Source organism: Cellulomonas sp. SG140, from assembly GCF_025770785.1.
In the GTDB taxonomy this organism is placed as follows: Bacteria; Actinomycetota; Actinomycetes; order Actinomycetales; family Cellulomonadaceae; genus Cellulomonas.
The window spans coordinates 110501-127634 of record NZ_JANZLA010000004.1 but is presented as its reverse complement, the minus strand read 5'-3'; the positions used below and the strand labels follow the sequence as shown (position 1 = coordinate 127634).

The following is a 17134-nucleotide window of genomic DNA, read 5'->3' as shown; positions in this document are numbered from 1 at the left end:
ACCCGCGCGGTGACGGTGGAGAGCGACTGTCCGACGGACGCGGGGCTGAAGCGGGACCGAGGCCGGCTCCGGGCAGCGGACGACGGCCACGCGGCCGGCGGCCGGCCCGGCACCGGCCCGTTCGACGTGCCGATCGAGCTGCTGCAGGCGCGCACCAGCGAGAAGTGGCAGGCCTACGGCCCGGACGTGCTGCCGATGTTCGTCGCGGAGATGGACGTGGTGCCGCCGACGGCGGTCGCCGACGCCGTCGACCACGCCGTGCGCTCCGGCGACACCGGGTACGAGCACGGTCAGGTCTACGCCGAGGCGTTCGCCGGCTTCGCGGCCGAGCGGTTCGGCTGGGCGGTGGACCCGTCGACCACCCGCACGGTGGCCGACGTGATGCGCGGCGTGGTCGAGGTGGTGCGCTTGTTCACCGCCCCGGGCGACGCGGTGGTGATCACTCCGCCGGTCTACGCGCCGTTCCGGACCCACCTCGAGCACGCCGACCGACGCGTGCTCGCGGCGCCGCTCACGCCCGAGGGTCGTCTGGACCCCGCCACGCTGGACCGTGCGCTCGGCGAGGCACGGCAGGACGGCCGGCCCGCCGTTCTGCTGCTGTGCCAGCCGCACAACCCCACCGGCGTGCTGCACACGTACGACGAGCTGCGTGCGGCCGGCGACCTCGCCCGGTCCCACGGCGTGCGCGTGGTGGCCGACGAGATCCACGCGGCGATCCTGCCGACCCGCGCCGACGGCAGCCGGCCGGCATTCGTCCCGACGGTCACCGCGATCCCCGACGCCATCGCGCTGCACTCGGCCTCGAAGGCGTTCAACCTGGCCGGGTTCAAGGCGGCGCTGGCCGTCCCGGGCCCCGACGCGGTCGACGACCTGGCCCGCCTCGGCACCCCCGCCGTGCACGGCATCAGCCACGTCGCCTCGATCGCGCACCAGGCCGCCTTCCGCGGGGGCGGCGGCTGGCTGGACGAGGTGCTCGACGCGCTCGGCGCCAACGTCCGGCTGCTCGGCTCGTTGCTCGCCGAGCGGCTGCCCGCCGTCCGGTGGGTGCCGGGTGAGGGCACCTACCTCGCGTGGCTCGACCTGCGGGACGCCGGCCTCCCGGAGGGTGCCGATCCCGCGGCGTTCCTGCTCGAGCACGCCCGGGTGGCGACCGTTCCCGGGCCCGAGTTCGGCGCCGAGGGCACCGGCTTCGTCCGGTTCAACCTCGGCACCTCGCCCGCCCTCGTCACCGAGGCGGTCGACCGCATCGCCGCGGTGCTGCCCACGCGCGGCTGAGCCACCGGCGCGCGGCTGAGCAGAGCCGCACACCGGGCATGACGACGCCCCGGACCCGATCGGGTTCCGGGGCGTCGTCGTGACCGCCTGGCGGCGGCCCGGCCCGTCGAAGCGTCACGAACCCTGCTGCGACGCCTCCGCCGTGATCGTCGTCGGCTCGGCTGCGCCGTGCTGCACCTCGATGCGCCGCGGCTTGGCCTCCTCGGACACCGGGATGGTCAGCGTGAGCACGCCGTCCGTGTAGGTGGCGCTGATCTTGTCCAGCGCCAGGCCACGGCCGACGGTCAGCTGACGGGCGTAGGTGCCGACCGGACGCTCCTTGGCCAGCCACTGCACGTCCTGCTCGGTGTGCGCCGAGCGCTGCGCGCGGATGGTCAGGGTGCGGTCGTCGACGTTCACGTCGATGCTGCCCGGGTCGGCGCCCGGCAGGTCGACGTGGAGCACGTAGTGGTCCCCGCTGCGGTACAGGTCCATCGGCATGCTGGCGGAAGCACGCTCCGACGCGAACATCTGACCGAGCAGGCGGTCCATCTCCTGGAAGGGGTCGTACCGCGTAGCCATGTGCGCTCACCTCCCGTGACGGGGTTCGCGGACCTCCCGCGGACCCGGTGCAACCGGCGACCTCCGCGGCCGTCGATCGGCTACACCCACAGGATTAGCACTCGGCACGGGGGAGTGCCAGCGCCGTTCGCGGTCCGCGAACTCCTAGCGGTCCAGCGGCTCGCAGACCACGACGGGGATGTGCCGCGTGGTGCGCTGCGCGTAGCGGGCGTAGCCCGGGTTGTTGCGCACGACGAGGTCCCACAGCCGCTCGCGCTCGGCGCCCTCGGCCGTCCGAGCGGTCATCGGCGCGACCGTCGCCCCACGCTGCACGCTGACCTGCGGGTTCGCCACCAGGTTGAGGTACCACGCCGGGTGCGCGTCGCCGCCGTTGTTCGAGGCGACCAGCACCAACCGGTCGCCGTCCGGGGTGCCGGCCAGCGGGGTGGTGCGGGCCTTGCCCGTGCTGCGGCCGGTGGTGGTGAGCAGCACCTGCTCGATGCGGCCGAACCGGCCCAGCAGCCGACCGCCGGTCGCCCGGTACACGGCCCGGTGCAGGGCGACGAGCATCAGCTCCACCCGGTTGAGTCCCATGAGGCGACCCTAACGAGGTGTCCGCGATCGGCCGGCGACGCCTCACTGCAGGACGACGGCGCCAGCCCCCGGCCGGACGCCGATCGTGACGGCGTCGCCGACACGCAGCCCGTCCGCACCCGTCCCGAGCACGTCGGCCGTCAGCAGCCCCTCCGTCGGGTGCTCGACGACCGCCCGGGTGAACGCCCCGAGGAAAGACAGCGCGACGAGCCTCGCCACGGAGGCCGCACCGGTGCCGGCCGGCTCGATCTGCAGCTGCTCCGGACGCACCACGGCGCGCGGCGCGGGCAGCACGTCCCCGTCATGCGCGGCTCCGTCGGGTGCGGCTGCGTCGTGCGCGGCGGCTTCGTCCGCAGCTGCGTCGCGCGGGGCTGCGTCCTCCGCCGCCGCCCCCGCCACCTCGACCGGCGCACCCAGCACCGTCCACGAACCGTCCGCAGCCCGATGGGCGCGCAGCCGGTTCACCGTCCCGACGAACCCCGCGACGAACGCCGACGCCGGCCGGCTGTACAGCTCCCGCGGTGGGTCGATCTGCTCGAGCAGGCCGTCACGCATCACGGCCACCCGGTCGGCGATGGCCATCGCCTCGTGCTGGTCGTGCGTGACCAGCACCGTGGTGACCCCGACCTCCAGCTGCAGCCGCCGGATCTCGTCCCGCAGGTGCTCGCGCACCTGCGCGTCCAGGGCGGACAGCGGCTCGTCCAGCAACAGGAGCCGCGGCTCGGTGGCGATCGCCCTGGCCAGCGCCACGCGCTGCCGCTGACCGCCGGACATCTGGTGCGGGTACTTGTCGGCGTGCTTCTCCAGGCGGGTCACCTCGAGCAGCCGGTCCACCGTGGCGGCCGTCTCGGCGGCACCCTTGCGCCGGATCTTCAGGCCGAACGCGATGTTCTGCCGGCCCGTCAGGTTGGGGAACAGGCTGTAGTCCTGGAACACCATGCCGAACCGGCGGTGCCGGGGGGAGACGCGCGTGACGTCCTCGCCGTCCACCAGGATCCGGCCGGCGTCCGGCTGCTCGAAGCCGGCCAGCAGGCGCAGCGCCGTCGTCTTGCCGCAGCCCGACGGGCCCAGCAGGCACACCAGCTCGCCGGACTCGACCCGCAGGTGCAGGTCGTCCAGCGCCACGGTGGTGCCGAAGGTCTTGCGGACACCGATCATCTCGATGGTGGCCATGGGGTTCTCCTCTGGTGCGGGAAGTCGGGTGGTGCGGCGCGGTGGCGGCCCGCCGGGCCTACAGCCGGAGGGTCTGCGGTCAGAAGCCGACGGGTGCTCGGTCAGAAGCCGGAGGGGTGTTCGGTCAGAAGCCGGTGGTGCTGACGCCCAGGCCGCGGCGCCGCAGCAGGTGCACGACGGCCCCCAGCGCGAGCGCCGTCAGCACCATCACGGCGAGCGCGAGCGCCATGCCGGCCTGCGGGGCGTCGCGCTGGTAGTCGACCAGGTAGGTCGGCAACGTCGTCTTGAGCAGCAGCGACGCGAACGCGAACTCCCCGAGCACCAGCGCGGCGGTCAGCCCGCCGGCCGCCACCAGGGAGGCGCTGAGGTTGGGCATCAGCACCCGGAACAGGACCGTGGGCAGCCCGGCGCCGAGGCTGCGCGCCGCCTCGACCAGCGTGCGGGCGTTGACGGCCCGCAGGCCGGAGTCGATCGCCCGGTAGGTGAACGGCATCGCCCACACCGCGTAGAACGGCACCAGGGCGAGCGGGCTCGTCAGGAAGCCCGGCGCCACCGTGCGGAACGTCGCAGCCACGCCCACCACCAGCGCGATCGGCGGCACCACCCAGGGCAGCAAGGTCACGGTGGCGAGGACGGTCCGCAGCCGGGGTGCCCGCACCTCCGCGACGATGGCGAGCGGCAGCAGCAGCGCGAGGTCCAGCGCCAGCGTGAGCACCGCGAGCAGCGCGCTGGTCCGGGCCGCCTGCCACAGCGCGGGCTCGTGCAGCGCCCTGAGCAGGGAGGCTGCCGACCAGCGCGAGAACAACGTGTGCTGGTCGAGCAGCACGACGGGCACGTTCTGGAAGGCGAACCGAGCCATGGCCAGCTGCGGCACGACGAAGTACAGACCGAGCACGACGAGGAACGTCCAGCGCACCGCCTCGAGCCCCGGCCGACGACGCCCGGTCCCGCGGCGCCGAGCCGGGAGACGGCGAGCCGCCGGACGCCGACCGGCCGGCCCGCCGGCCCGCTCGTCCGCCGGGATCGGGGCCTGCTGGCCCGTCCCCGGCACCACCACGGCGCTCATGCGCGCGACCAGCGGGCGGCGCGACGCTGCAGCAGGTGCATCAGCACCAGCCCGGCGGCCATCAGCGCCACGGTCCACGTCACCAGGGCGTACCCCAGGTCCTGCTCGCCGGTGATCACGTTGCCCTGCAGCACGAACCGGATCGCCAGCGGCACCAGCTGCCCGCTCGAGTTGAGCACGTACGCCGTGGCGTAGGCGCTGAACGCGTTGATGAACAGCAGCAGCATGCCGCCCAGCACCGACGGCGCGAGCACGGGCCCGCCCACGGCCCACCAGTAGCGCACCGGACCGGCTCCCATCAGCTCCGCGGCCTCGCGCCAGGTGGTGCGCAGCCCGGAGACGGCCGGCGCGACGACGAGGAACATCAGCGGGATCTCGAAGTACAGGTAGACGAACGTCATCCCGGGCAGCGTCGACAGCGAGAACCCCGCCCCCGCCAGGTCGACACCCAGCGCCGCGAGCCCCTTGGTCAGCACCCCCTGGGTGCCGACCAGCGCGACGAACGCGAAGGCCAGCGGGACGCCGCCGAGCTGGGACGCGACCGAGCTCCAGGCGTCGATCGTCGGACGCAGCCACGCCGGCCGCTGCAGCCCGCGCAGCGCGAACGCGAGCGCGAGCCCCAGCACCCCGCCGATCACCGCAGAGGCGCCCGCCAGCGTCAGCGAGTTGCTGAACGCCGACCGGTACGGCCCGGACACCGCCCTGACCAGGGCGCCGATCCCCAGGCTGCCGCCCGGCGTGACGGAGTGGACCACCACCGCTCCCACCGGCCACAGCAGGAACACCCCGACGAACACCAGGAACGGCACCAGCGCCACGGTGGAGCCGGCCGGTCGCCACGCTCGCCGCGCGCGGGTCGGCGCAGCCGTCGAGCGGTCCCCGCCCAGCGCGCCGACGGTCAGCGCCGCGACGCCCGCAGCCGTGGTGACGTCGCTGGCCGTGACGTCCGGCGGCGCCACCGGGAGGGCGGCCGCCTCGGCGCCGGCGCGCGTGGCGCTGACGTCGGGGCCGGCCGCCGGGGTGACCCCCGTGAGCGGGAGCTCGGTCACTTGTCCGCGACCATCGGTCCCCACTGCGCGGCCAGGACGGCCTTGGCGGCGTCCAGCTGCTTCTGCGTCGGGAACGCGATCTTGGCGATGGTGGCCGGGTCGGGCAGGTTCGCGGCCGTCGCCTGGTCCACCAGGCCGGCCTTCACCAGCGAGGCGTACCGGGCCGGGATGGCGCCGCCCTTGAGGTAGCCGAGCGCACCGTCGTTGCCCACCAGGTGCTCGAGGAACAGCTCGGCGGCGCACGGGTGCGCCGACTGCGTCACCACCGACTGCGCGTAGTAGCCGCCGTACACGCCGTCCTGCGGCACGGTGACCTGCAGGTCGAAGCCCGCCTGCTGCATCAGCGGCTTCAGGGCCGGGAAGTTGTACGTCCAGTCGAGGGCGATCGGCACCTCGCCGGACAGCAGGTTCGCCTTGTTCACCTTGGTCAGCGTGAGGTTGCCCGACTTCTTCAGGTCGGAGAAGTACTGGATCCCCGGCTTGATGTCGTCGAAGCTGCCGCCGTTGGCCAGCGACGCCGCCATCACCGCGGCGAACGCGGCACCCGCCTCGCGCGGGTCACCGTTGAGGCCGATCTGACCCTTGTACTGCGGGTCCTTCAGGTCGGCGAACGTCTTGGGGGCGTTCTTCACCAGCTTGGTGTTCACGCCGATGGACATCACGCCGTAGTACGCGGCGACCCAGTGGCCGTCGGCGTCCTTGAGGTTCGCCGGGATCTCGTCCCACACGGTCGGCTTGTAGGTCTGCGCGTAGCCGTCGTCGATCATCTGCTGCGTGAAGGACGCGCCGACGTCCACCAGCTCGGGCTGGCTCGCCTGACCGCGCAGGGTCTTGATCGCGGTGATCTCGTCGGCGGACGAGGCGTCGGGGTTGGCGACGGTGGCGTTGATCCCGTACGTCTTGCGGAAGGAGTCGAGGATCCCGCCGTAGTTGGCCCACGTGTCCGGCAGCGCGATGAGGTTCACCGCGCCCTCCTTCTTCGCGGCGGCGGCGATCTGCGGCACGGTGGTCCCGCAGCTCGTCGCAGCGGCCGTCCCCGAGGCGCTGGTGGCGCCCGACGAGGCGGTGCTCGACGTGCCGGCGACCGCGGAGCTGCACGCGGACAGCGCGAGGGCCGCTACGGCCAGAGGAGCGAGCAGGGTCAGCTTGCGCATCGTTGTCCCTCGGTAGGAAGAGATGCCGACGCGATGTCGGCACGTCACGGTGTCTACCGACGCCAGGCGACGTGCCAGGTGCTGATGGATGAACGGGACGTGGCGTACCGGCGAAGTTCTGGACCGAGGTCCAGGTGACTCGCCTCGGCGCGACGCTAGAGCGCTGCGGCCAGCGGGCCGCCGCCCGCGAGGACGTCCAGCAGCGCCGTCACGATGCGGACGTCGGCATCGAGCCACGGCACGCCGAGCCACTGCCCGGCTGGCAGCCAGCGCAGCTCGTCGTGCTCCACCAGAGGCTCCGGGATCCCCGACGAGACCTCGGCCAGCCACAGGCGCATCTCGTACCGCTCGGACAGCCGCCAGGCCCCGGACTCGGGGCCGACGATCTCCCGGCCCAGCACCACGCGGACGCCGAGCTCCTCACGGATCTCCCGGTGGAGGGCCTCCTCCGGGGACTCCCCGGCGTCGACCTTGCCGCCGGGGAACTCCCAGCGGCCGGCAAGGCTGGCCGGGGTGGCGCGGCGACCGGCGAGGAGCAGCTGCGGGTCGTCGAGGTCGTCCACCAGTGCGGCGGCGACGACGAGGCTCGGTGCCATGGTCGTCAGTCTGCCAGTCGCACCGGTAGGGACATGACGGCCGACCGGTCAGCGGTGACCGGTCGGCCGGCGGGTGTCGGGTGCTGCTGTCGTGCTCAGCGGACGTGCTGCGGTGCTGATCAGCGGATGCCCTGGGCGACGGCCCAGGCCACGGCCTCGGAGCGGGTCGAGACGCCGATCTTGCGATAGACGCTGCGGACCTGCGACTTCACGGTGTTGCGCGTGACGAACAGCCGGGTTGCGATCTCCTCGAGCGTGACGTCTTCGGCAAGCTCTGCGAGGACAACGCGCTCCCGGCGCGTGAGTGACTCGACCGGTGCGGTCGTCGTGCCGGCCGATGCGGCCGTCTCCAACATGCTCATGGTGCCCTCCGGTTGCCTACGGTCCCCGGCCCCTCCGGGTCCCGCTGTGCTGCTGCGTACCGGATGAGAGGAGGTCGGTGGCTCCCCATGACGCCACTTTCCGACTCTCGTCTTGCACAGGCCCCCCCGTGCCGCCGAACGCTTGCGCCCAGAATGACGCGCGGCATCCGGTCGAGATACACCGCTAGGCAATAGCACCCACGATTCACCCGAACGGGTCAAGGGACGAATGTCCCCTGGTTATCGATTCGAGATCGCGTGGCAGCAAATCGTTACGCGAATGAGACAAATCGCCCTCAACGCGTCCGGTCAGTGTGCCAGACGAGGGCGCCGCGAGCCTCGCGCGTACCCCTCGGACAGCCCCGACGGGGCCCTGCAGGGACCATCCGGCGCGTGTCGTGCGGGTGAAAACTGGACGATCGCCCAGGATCAAGGGCTCCCGCGGGTCCCGCCGGGTGAGTCCGCCGAGGCTCAGGCGCCGACGGCTCAGGCCGGGTTGAGCCCGGCGTACTCCTCGGCCGAGAGCAGGGTGCCGGTCTCCGTCACGTCCACCCGGAGCAGCCACCCGGCGCCGTACGGGTCGGAGTTCACCACGGACGGGTCGTCGACGGCGGCCTGGTTGACCTCCACGACGGTGCCGCTGACCGGGGAGAACAGCTCGGACACCGACTTGGTGGACTCCACCTCGCCGATCACGGCGCCGGCCGTCACCTGGTCACCGACGGTCGGCAGCTCCAGGTAGACGATGTCGCCCAGCGCGTCGGCCGCCACCGAGGTGATGCCCACCGTGGCGGGGGAGCCGGAGTCGAGCCACTCGTGCTCGACGGTGTACTGCAGGTGGGCGGGGGGCTCGACGGCGGCCATGGCTGTTCTCCTGACGGGTCGTGGTGCTGGCGGGGCTGGCGGTGGCGGTGCTGGCGGTGGTGCTGGTGCCGGCGGTCGTGGTGCTCGCGGTCGGTGGTGCCGACGCTATCGGGGCGGCCGGGCGACGGCGGTGATCCTGCTGGTCAGCGCGGGCGGCGGTAGAACGGCAGCGCCACGACGCGCACCGGCTCCGGGCGGCCACGGACGTCGACGTCGAGCTGCGTGCCCTCGGTCGCGACCGACGGGTGCACGTAGGCCATGGCGATCGGGTGGCCCAGCGTCGGCGACGGCGCGCCGGAGGTCACGGTGCCGACCACCTGGCCGGGGCCGGCGAGCACCGGGTACCCGTGCCGGGCAGCGCGGCGGCCGAGGCCCTCCAGGCCGACCAGCACCCGCGTCGGCTCGGCAGCGGCGCGGGCCTCGAGCGCCTCCCGGCCGACGAACGGCACCGGAGCCCCGTCGGGACCGGTCTTGCCGAGAGCCACCACGCGGCCCAGGCCGGCGTCGTGCGGGGTGGTGGTGCGGTCCAGCTCGTTGCCGTACAGCGGCATGCCGGCCTCGAGGCGGAGGCTGTCACGTGCCGACAGGCCCGCCGGCACCAGGCCCAGCGGCGTGCCCACCTCGAGCAGCCGCCGCCACAGCACCGGCGCGTCGTCGGCCGCGACGTAGAACTCGAACCCGTCCTCGCCGGTGTACCCGGTGCGGGCCAGCAGGGCCGGGCGACCGGCGAACGTGAACGGCAGGCAGGCGTAGTACTTCAGCGCCGTGACCACGTCGTCGGCGAGGTCGATCCCCGCCGCGAGCACGATCTCGAGCGCGCGCGGACCCTGCACCGCGACCAGCGCCGTGGTCGCGGACTCGTCGTCCACCGCGACGTCAAGCCCGGCGGCACGCTCGGTCAGCGCCGCCAGCACCGGGTCGTGGTTCGAGGCGTTGGCGACCACCAGGTAGCGCTCGGGCTCGAGGTGGTAGACCACCAGGTCGTCGATGACGCCGCCGTCCGGTGCGCAGATCATCGTGTACTTCGCCCCGAGCAGGCGGATCGCGGAGGCGTGCCCGACCAGCGCCCGGTCGAGGAAGGCCCCGGCGTCCGGGCCGGTGACGACGATCTCGGCCATGTGCGACAGGTCGAACAGCCCCGCGGCGGAGCGGACGGCGGTGTGCTCGGCGAGGTCGGAGGTGTAGCGCAGCGGCATCTGCCAGCCGGCGAACGACGTCAGCGTGGCGCCGAGGGCGACGTGCTCGTCGTGCAGCGGGGAGCGGCGGTCCTCGGCGGCGGGGACCGGCGTGGTGGCGGGCCCGGAGGCGGACGTGGAGGCGGGCGTGGTGGTGGCGTCGGTCATGGTGATCAGTCCTCGAAGGCCTCGACGGGCGGGCAGGAGCAGACGAGCTGACGGTCGCCACGGGCGCCGTCGATACGGCGGACGGGCGGCCAGTACTTGCCGTGCCGCAGGGCCGGGACGCCGTAGGCGGCTGCCTCGCGGGAGTACGGGTGGGTCCACTCGTCGGCCACCAGCGACGCCGCGGTGTGCGGGGCGTTGCGCAGCGGCGAGTCCTCCAGCGGCCACGTGCCCGCGGCGACCTCGTCGATCTCGCGGCGGATCGCGACGAGCGCGTCGACGAACCGGTCGAGCTCGCCGAGGTCCTCGCTCTCGGTCGGCTCGACCATCAGCGTGCCGGCCACCGGGAACGACAGCGTGGGCGCGTGGAACCCGTAGTCCATCAGCCGCTTGGCGACGTCCTCGGCGGTGACGCCGGTCGCCTTGGTGATCGGGCGCAGGTCGAGGATGCACTCGTGCGCGACCAGCCCGGCGGGGCCCGTGTACAGGACCGGGAAGTGCTCGTCCAGGCGGCTGGCCAGGTAGTTCGCCGCGAGGACCGCCGTGCGGGTGGCGTGGGTGAGGCCGTCGGGACCCATCAGGGCGACGTAGGCCCACGCGATCGGCAGGATGCCGGCCGACCCCCAGTTGGCGGCGGCGACCGGCGCGGTGACGTGGCGCCCGTGGGCGCCGGTCTCCGTCGTGGTGCCGTCGGCTGCGCCGTCCGTCGCGCCTCCCTGCGCCGTCACGTCGCCTGCGGACGCGTGCCGGCCGGGAGTCGGGTCGCCCGGCAGGAACGGCGCGAGGTGCGCCGCGACGCCGATCGGGCCGACGCCCGGACCGCCACCGCCGTGCGGGATGCAGAACGTCTTGTGCAGGTTCAGGTGGGAGACGTCGCCGCCGAGCTCCCGCGGCCGGGCCAGCCCGACGAGCGCGTTGAGGTTGGCGCCGTCGATGTACACCTGGCCACCGGCCTGGTGCACCAGCTCGGTCACCTCGCGCACCCGCTCCTCGTACACGCCGTGCGTCGAGGGGTAGGTGAGCATGATCGCGGCGACCTGCGGCCCGTGCTCGGACAGCTTGGTGCGCAGGTCGTCGAGGTCGATGGACCCGTCGGGGGCGGTGCCGACCACCACCACGCGCAGCCCCGCGAGCGCGGCCGAGGCGGCGTTGGTGCCGTGCGCGCTCGCCGGGATCAGGCACACCGTGCGATCGACGTCGCCACGAGAGCGGTGGTAGCCGGCGATCGCCAGCAGGCCGGCCAGCTCGCCCTGCGACCCGGCGTTGGGCTGCACGGACACCGCGTCGTACCCGGTGATGTCCGCCAGCCAGCTCTCGAGGTCGGAGACGAGCTGCGCGTACCCGACCTGCTGCTCGGCGGGTGCGTAGGGGTGGATGTCGGCGAAGCCGGGCCAGCTGATCGGCTCCATCTCCACCGTGGCGTTGAGCTTCATGGTGCAGGAGCCGAGCGGGATCATCGTGCGGTCCAGAGCCAGGTCCTTGTCGGACAGCCGGCGCAGGTAGCGCAGCATCGCCGTCTCCGAGCGATTCACGTGAAACACCGGGTGGGCGAGGTAGCCGGTGGTGCGGCGCAGGGCGGCGTTGGCCGGTGCGGCGGGCGGCGCGTCGGGGGTCGCGACGACGAAGCGGTCGTCGGCGCCGGCGTCCAGCGTGGTGGCGCCCGCCTCGGCGAAGGCGGTCAGCACCGCGACCAGGTCGGCGGGCGTGGTGGTCTCGTCGCACGACGCCTGCACGTGGTCGTCGTCGGGCGCCCAGAGGTTCACGCCGAGTTCGGCGGCGTGCTCGACGATCTCGCGGGCACGTGAGCCCGGGACCTGCGCGCGGACGGTGTCGAAGACGTCGTCGTGCTCCACCGTGACGCCCGCCTCGCGCAGCGCCGCGGCCAGCCCGACGGCCAGGCCGTGCACCCTCTCCGCGATCGCCCGCAGGCCGTCCGGCCCGTGGTAGACGGCGTACATCGCCGCGACGATCGCCAGCAGCGCCTGCGCCGTGCAGATGTTGCTGGTCGCCTTCTCGCGGCGGATGTGCTGCTCACGCGTCTGCAGGGCCAGCCGGTAGGCAGGCGCCCCGTCGGCATCGACGCTGACCCCGACGAGACGCCCGGGCAGGGTGCGCTCCAGGCCGGCACGCACCGCCATGAACGCGGCGTGCGGACCGCCGCCGAACAGCGGCACGCCGAACCGCTGGGCGGAGCCGACGGCCACGTCGGCACCGACCTCGCCGGGCGCCGTCAGCAGGGTCAGCGCGAGCAGGTCCGCCGCGACGGTCACCAGGGCGCCGCGCGCCTTGGCCGCCTGGACCACCGGCGCCAGCTCGATGACGCGGCCGGAGGCGCCGACCTGCTGCACCACCACGCCGATCAGGTCGCCCTCGACCTCCGGCAGCCCGTGCCGCAGGTCCGCCACCACCAGCGGCAGCCCGATCGCCTCGGCCCGCCCGCGGGTCACCGCCAGCGACTGGCCGAACAGGTCCGCGTCCAGCACCACCGTGCCGGGCTTGTTCCGCTGCGCCCGCCACATCAGGGCGACCGCCTCGGCCACCGCGGTCGCCTCGTCGAGCATCGACGCGTTGGCCACCGGCAGCGCCGTGAGGTCCTCCACCACCTGCTGGAACGTCAGCAGCGCCTCGAGGCGACCCTGGCTGATCTCCGCCTGGTAGGGGGTGTAGCTGGTGTACCAGGCGGGGGACTCGAGCACGTTGCGCCTGATCACCGCGGGGGTGTGGGTGCCGTAGTAGCCCTGGCCGATCATCGGGCGCAGCACGCGGTTGCGGTCTGCGAGCGCGTGCAGGGCCGCGAGCACCTGCTCCTCCGAGCGGGCGGCAGGGAGCGCCAGCGGGCGGTCGGTGCGGATCGCCGCAGGGACGGCGGCGTCGGTGAGCGCGTCGAGGTCGGCGTAGCCGACGGCGTGCAGCATCGCGTCGAGGTCGGTGCCGCGCGGGCCGACGTGGCGGTCGACGAAGCCCGTCGCGGCGGGCGTCGTCCCGCTCGCCGGAGAGGGGGTGTGCTGGTCGGGCTGGGTCACGCCGGGGCCTCCTGGGATCGTCCGGCGGCGCACGTGCGCGTGCCGGGACGGGTGTGGGGCCTCCCCGCTCTGTCATCGCGCGCAGACGCGGGCGACCTGAGAGTTTTGCCGGTCCGCCATCCCCTCGCGGGGCCGGGGCGCGCCGACTTGCACCGTCGGTGGGCCGTCACCGCGCAGGCGCGGTGGGGCCGCTTTCCAGAGTTGCCTCGCCACGGCGGTACGGGTGCCTGAGAGATTCCCGGGGAGGGTTGCTCCTACGGCGCCCCGCACGGGCGGGGACTCTCCCGCCGTGGTTCGAGCAGCGTGTTCAGTTGTCGCGGTCAGCGTACGCGACGCGTCCAGGCCGGCCGCGGACGGTCCGCGATCGGCGATGGGGCCCCGGTGGCAGACGGGAGGCCTCGCGGTCACGGCGGGTGGCTGGCGTGGAGCGGCACGGTCGGTGGCTGGCGCGGACCGCGGCGCGGTCGGCGGCTGGAGCGCAGGCGTCAGGTGGCCGGCGCGCGCAGGACGAGGCCCTCCGAGGTGCCACCCTCGGCGCGGGCGGCGGCGACAACCGCCTCGACGGCCGTGAGCGACCCCTCGACGAGCATGGGCTCGCCGTGCTCCGGGTCTCCGAACCAGCGGACCGGTGCCGCGGGGTCGGGACGGAACGTCGAGCCCGTCGGCAGGTTGAGCACCGCCGCGGCACGCACCTTCGGATCGGTGGCGGCCCGCACCAGCACGCCGCGCACCATCGGCAGCCGCGTGACGGCGCGGGTGAGGATGCGCTGCCGTCGTGCACCTGCGAAGAAGGTGACCACCACCAGGCCGACGTCGCCGTGCACGTCACCCGTGGCCAGCGACTCGAAGTTGACGCCACGGGTGGCGAACACCCCCGCCAGCGCGGCGATGGTGCCGGTGCGGTGGTCGGCGCGGACGTAGGCGACCCAGCGCTCGTCGTCCGGGTCCAGACCGTCGGGACCGGTGTGGCCGGTCGACACGTGCGGCTCGTGCGCGGGACGTGGCGGGTGCGGCGCGTGATGGTGCGCGCCGTGCGGGTGCTGCGGCCCGTGGCCGTGGGGCTGGGCGCTGCTCGTGCCGGCGTTGCTCGTGCCGGCGTTGCTCATGCCGGGGTTGCTCATGCCGGCACCGCCGTGTCCGACCAGGGCGCGAGCGTGGCGGCGATGCTGCGCGCGACGTCGGCCAGGCGGCGGTCCTCGTCGGGCGCGAGCTCGTCGAGCAGCACCCGGGACCAGCCCTCCTGGCCGAGCACCACCGGCACCCCCAGCACCCCGTGCACCGGCGCGCCGCCGACGCTGACCTCCCCGTCCAGCGCCACCTGGCCGGCGACCACGATGTCGCGGCCGTCGAGGATCGTGTCGAGCAGGTCGATGGTGGCGTTCGCCGTGCCGGTGGCCGTCTTGGCGCCGCTCTGGTGGGTCATCCACGGCCGGGCCACCACGCGCAGGTCCGGCGGCCACGTGTCGATCAGCCGGAACGCCTCCGCGGTGTCGAGTGCGGCGAGCTGGGCCTTCGCGGCGGCGATCTCGTCGCCGAACCCGTCGAGCGTCCGCGGTCCGCGGACCGCCGCGACGGCCCGCTCGCGCTCGGGCACGTCCCGGCCGCTGATCCGCACGGTCGACCACAGCGGCACCACGCCGTCGCCGTGCTCACCCGCGACGAAGCCGCCCACGCGGTGCCGGCGCACGCCGAGGGACACCGCCACCTCCCGGCGGAACCGGAGGGTGTCCAGCCACGCGCCCATGCCGATCACCCGGTGCCGGCCCAGGCGGTTGGCCATCACGGCGACGCCCAGCTCCACCGGGTTGGAGACGACCACCACCACCTCCGAGCCCGAGCCGTGGGCGGCGAGTGCGTCGGCGTAGGCGGCGAACACCGCGTGGTTGTCGGCGGCCAGCTCGGCACGGGTCAGCGGCATGCCGTCGCTGGCCGGCGGGGAGGTGCGGCCCGCGGCGACCACCACCACGTCCGCCACCACGTCGTTCGGGTCCAGGGCGACGTCGATGATCGGCGCGTGCTCGTCGTACGCGTCGATCAGGTCCGCACGCAGGCCGTGGGCCGCGCGCTCGGAGGCGCCACCCGCCCGACCCACCAGCTGCAGCCGGGAGGACGTGGGGAGCAGCGCGCGCTCGACGAGCTGGGTGCACACCTGCCGCCCGACGTCGCCTGTCGCACCGAGCACCGCCACGTCCATGCGGCGGAGCCTATGCCGGGGGCGTCACGTCCACGTTTCGAGATGCCTCCCCGGCCACGGGGCGAGGTGAGCCGGGTGCCGGCTGACGCGTCAGGCGGGGATCGGCAAGGTGGCCTGCCAGGCGACGATGCGGTGCACGGCCGCCTCGACCACCTCGGCGGCCGCCGCGAAGGACAGCCGCACCCAGCGATGCCCCTCCGCCGGGTCGAAGTCGGTGCCGGGCGTCAGCGCCACACCGGCCTCCTCGAGCAGCCGCGCGCAGTACGTGACCGAGTCGAGCCCGAACCGCGACACGTCGCCGTACAGGTAGAACGCGCCGTCGGCCGGGGCGACCGGGGACCAGCCGAGGTCCGGCAGCGCAGCCATCAGCAGGTCGCGGCTGCGCGCGTAGTCCGCCACGGAGGCGACCGCGGCGGCCATCCCCTCCGGCGACAGGGCGACGAGCGCGGCGTGCTGGGCGACCGCCGGTGGGCAGAGGGCGACGTTGCCGGCCAGCGCGCTGACGGGCTCGACGAGGTCGTCGGGGAGCACCAGCCAGCCGAGTCGCCACCCGGTCATCCCCCAGAACTTGGAGAACGAGCTGACGACGACGGCACCGGCTTCGCGGAACGCCGCGGCGGTGGCCGTCGGCGGTGCGGAGGCGTAGGTGAGGCCGTGGTAGATCTCGTCGGACACCAGCCGGACACCGTGGTCGGCGCACCAGCGCGCCAGCGCGGTCAGCTCGTCGGGCTCGACCATCGTGCCGGTGGGGTTGGCCGGGCTGGCCAGCACCAGCCCGTCGAGCCGCCCCTCGGACGCCAGCGCGTCCAGCTGCGCGACCGTCGGCTGGTACCGCTGCTCCGGCCCGCACGGCAGGTCCACCACCTCGATGCCGAGCGTCCGGAGGATCGTCGCGTAGGCCGGGTAACCGGGCCGGGCCAGTGCCACCCGGTCGCCGACGTCGAACGCCGCGAGGAACGCCAGCACGAACGCGCCCGACGAGCCGGTGGTCACCGCGACGTGGGCCGGGTCGACGCTCACGCCGTACCGGTCCGCGTACAGCCGCGCCAGCGCCGCCCGCAGCGCCGGGATGCCTGTGGCCTCCGTGTACCCCAGGTCGCCGGCGGCCAGCAGCTCGGCAGCGCGGTGGCGCACCACCTCGGCGGCACCCGTCCCCGGCTCACCGGCGCACAGCACCAGGACGTCCTCGCCGCGCGCGCGGCGCTCGTTGGCGGCCGCCAGGATCTCCATCACGGCGAACGGCGGCACCGCCGACCGGGCGGCGACCTTCATCGAGACGCCCCCTGCCGGCCGCGCGCCTCCAGGGCAGCCCGGACGTGCGCCACCACCCCGTCGGCGCCGGCCTCGATCTGCGCGAGGCACGCCTCGAAGTCGTCCGGACCGCCGTACCAGGGGTCGTCGATGTCCAGCAGGTGCTCCCGGCGCAGGTCGTCCACCGCGGGTGCCTCCGGGTCGAACCGCCGGTACATCACGACGCGGTCGGCCAGCACGGCGTCCTGTCCCGCCAGCCGACGCAGCGCGTGCGCGTGCGCGGAAGTCATCGGCAGCACCAGGTCGCGCGCCGTCAGGTCCTCCGTGCGCACCCGGCGAGCGCGGTGGCGGTCCCCGGTCGGGTAGCCGTGGGCCCGGAGCACCGCCCGGGCCCGGCGGTCCACCGGGTTGCCGTGCTCCTCGTCGCTGATGCCGGACGAGTCGACCAGCACCTCGTCCGCCAGGCCCGCCTCGGCCAGCCGCTGCCGCAGCACGATCTCGGCCATCGGCGACCGGCAGATGTTGCCGGTGCACACGGTCATCACGCGGTACGGGTTGTCGCGGCTCACTGCTCCATCCTGGCGCGTCCGGTGTGAAGCGCCGTCCGGGTGCGTCGTGCGTGGGCCAGTGGCGCGCCCCTCGGACCGCCGGGT

General features: G+C 74.1%; 16 protein-coding genes and 1 riboswitch. Of the genes, 1 reads left to right on the top strand and 15 read right to left on the bottom strand.

Features of this window, described 5'->3' with window-relative positions:
• The first annotated feature begins 9 nt into the window (after positions 1-9).
• A complete protein-coding gene (locus tag N0B34_RS09310) occupies positions 10-1275 on the top strand; it encodes a MalY/PatB family protein (protein ID WP_263731095.1) in 1266 nt (421 codons plus the stop codon).
• 114 nt (positions 1276-1389) lie between these two features.
• Here the strand turns inward: N0B34_RS09310 and N0B34_RS09305 are convergent, their stop codons facing one another.
• The 15 genes from N0B34_RS09305 to N0B34_RS09235 all read right to left on the bottom strand — a co-directional run bounded on the left by N0B34_RS09305 (position 1390) and on the right by N0B34_RS09235 (position 17023).
• Complete coding sequence (locus tag N0B34_RS09305; RefSeq protein WP_263731094.1) at positions 1390-1836, bottom strand: Hsp20/alpha crystallin family protein; 447 nt, start codon at positions 1834-1836, stop codon at positions 1390-1392.
• Positions 1837-1980: 144 nt separating this feature from the next.
• The gene (locus N0B34_RS09300) at positions 1981-2409 is read right to left on the bottom strand and encodes a nitroreductase family deazaflavin-dependent oxidoreductase (protein WP_263731093.1); all 429 of its coding nucleotides are present in this window, start codon (positions 2407-2409) and stop codon (positions 1981-1983) included.
• A 42-nt stretch (positions 2410-2451) separates the two neighbouring features.
• Positions 2452-3582: an ABC transporter ATP-binding protein gene (locus N0B34_RS09295; protein WP_263731092.1), complete on the bottom strand. Its 1131-nt coding sequence runs from the start codon at positions 3580-3582 to the stop codon at positions 2452-2454.
• A gap of 124 nt (positions 3583-3706) precedes the next feature.
• On the bottom strand, positions 3707-4648 hold the full coding sequence (locus N0B34_RS09290) for an ABC transporter permease (RefSeq protein WP_263731091.1): 942 nt from the start codon (positions 4646-4648) through the stop codon (positions 3707-3709).
• Positions 4645-5697, bottom strand: a complete 1053-nt coding sequence (locus N0B34_RS09285) for an ABC transporter permease (protein WP_263731090.1) — start codon at positions 5695-5697, stop codon at positions 4645-4647. The genes N0B34_RS09290 and N0B34_RS09285 overlap by 4 nt, the downstream gene beginning before the upstream one ends.
• Positions 5694-6851 carry an ABC transporter substrate-binding protein gene (locus N0B34_RS09280; protein WP_263731089.1) on the bottom strand — a complete coding sequence of 386 codons (1158 nt, stop codon included), beginning with the start codon at positions 6849-6851 and terminating at the stop codon, positions 5694-5696. The genes N0B34_RS09285 and N0B34_RS09280 overlap by 4 nt, the downstream gene beginning before the upstream one ends.
• 155 nt (positions 6852-7006) lie before the next feature.
• Positions 7007-7447, bottom strand: coding sequence for an NUDIX domain-containing protein (locus N0B34_RS09275; protein WP_263731088.1), 441 nt, complete (start codon positions 7445-7447; stop codon positions 7007-7009).
• 119 nt (positions 7448-7566) lie between these two features.
• Positions 7567-7809 carry a helix-turn-helix domain-containing protein gene (locus tag N0B34_RS09270; protein WP_263731087.1) on the bottom strand — a complete coding sequence of 81 codons (243 nt, stop codon included), beginning with the start codon at positions 7807-7809 and terminating at the stop codon, positions 7567-7569.
• Between the two features lie 486 nt (positions 7810-8295).
• Entirely contained in the window at positions 8296-8673 is a 378-nt protein-coding gene (gene gcvH, locus N0B34_RS09265; protein WP_263731086.1) for a glycine cleavage system protein GcvH, read from the bottom strand.
• 143 nt (positions 8674-8816) lie between these two features.
• Positions 8817-10016 carry a glycine cleavage system aminomethyltransferase GcvT gene (gene gcvT / locus N0B34_RS09260; protein ID WP_263731085.1) on the bottom strand — a complete coding sequence of 400 codons (1200 nt, stop codon included), beginning with the start codon at positions 10014-10016 and terminating at the stop codon, positions 8817-8819.
• Positions 10017-10021: 5 nt separating this feature from the next.
• Positions 10022-13036 carry an aminomethyl-transferring glycine dehydrogenase gene (gene gcvP / locus N0B34_RS09255; RefSeq protein WP_263731084.1) on the bottom strand — a complete coding sequence of 1005 codons (3015 nt, stop codon included), beginning with the start codon at positions 13034-13036 and terminating at the stop codon, positions 10022-10024.
• Positions 13037-13241: 205 nt separating this feature from the next.
• Positions 13242-13333, bottom strand: a riboswitch (glycine riboswitch).
• Between the two features lie 188 nt (positions 13334-13521).
• Positions 13522-14157, bottom strand: a complete 636-nt coding sequence (locus N0B34_RS09250) for a hypothetical protein (RefSeq protein ID WP_263731083.1) — start codon at positions 14155-14157, stop codon at positions 13522-13524.
• On the bottom strand, positions 14154-15230 hold the full coding sequence (locus tag N0B34_RS09245) for a lactate/malate family dehydrogenase (protein ID WP_263731082.1): 1077 nt from the start codon (positions 15228-15230) through the stop codon (positions 14154-14156). The genes N0B34_RS09250 and N0B34_RS09245 overlap by 4 nt, the downstream gene beginning before the upstream one ends.
• Before the next feature lie 90 nt (positions 15231-15320).
• On the bottom strand, positions 15321-16502 hold the full coding sequence (locus N0B34_RS09240; RefSeq protein ID WP_263731081.1) for a pyridoxal phosphate-dependent aminotransferase: 1182 nt from the start codon (positions 16500-16502) through the stop codon (positions 15321-15323).
• A complete protein-coding gene (locus N0B34_RS09235) occupies positions 16499-17023 on the bottom strand; it encodes a low molecular weight protein-tyrosine-phosphatase (protein ID WP_263731299.1) in 525 nt (174 codons plus the stop codon). The genes N0B34_RS09240 and N0B34_RS09235 overlap by 4 nt, the downstream gene beginning before the upstream one ends.
• Between the last annotated feature and the right edge of the window lie 111 nt (positions 17024-17134).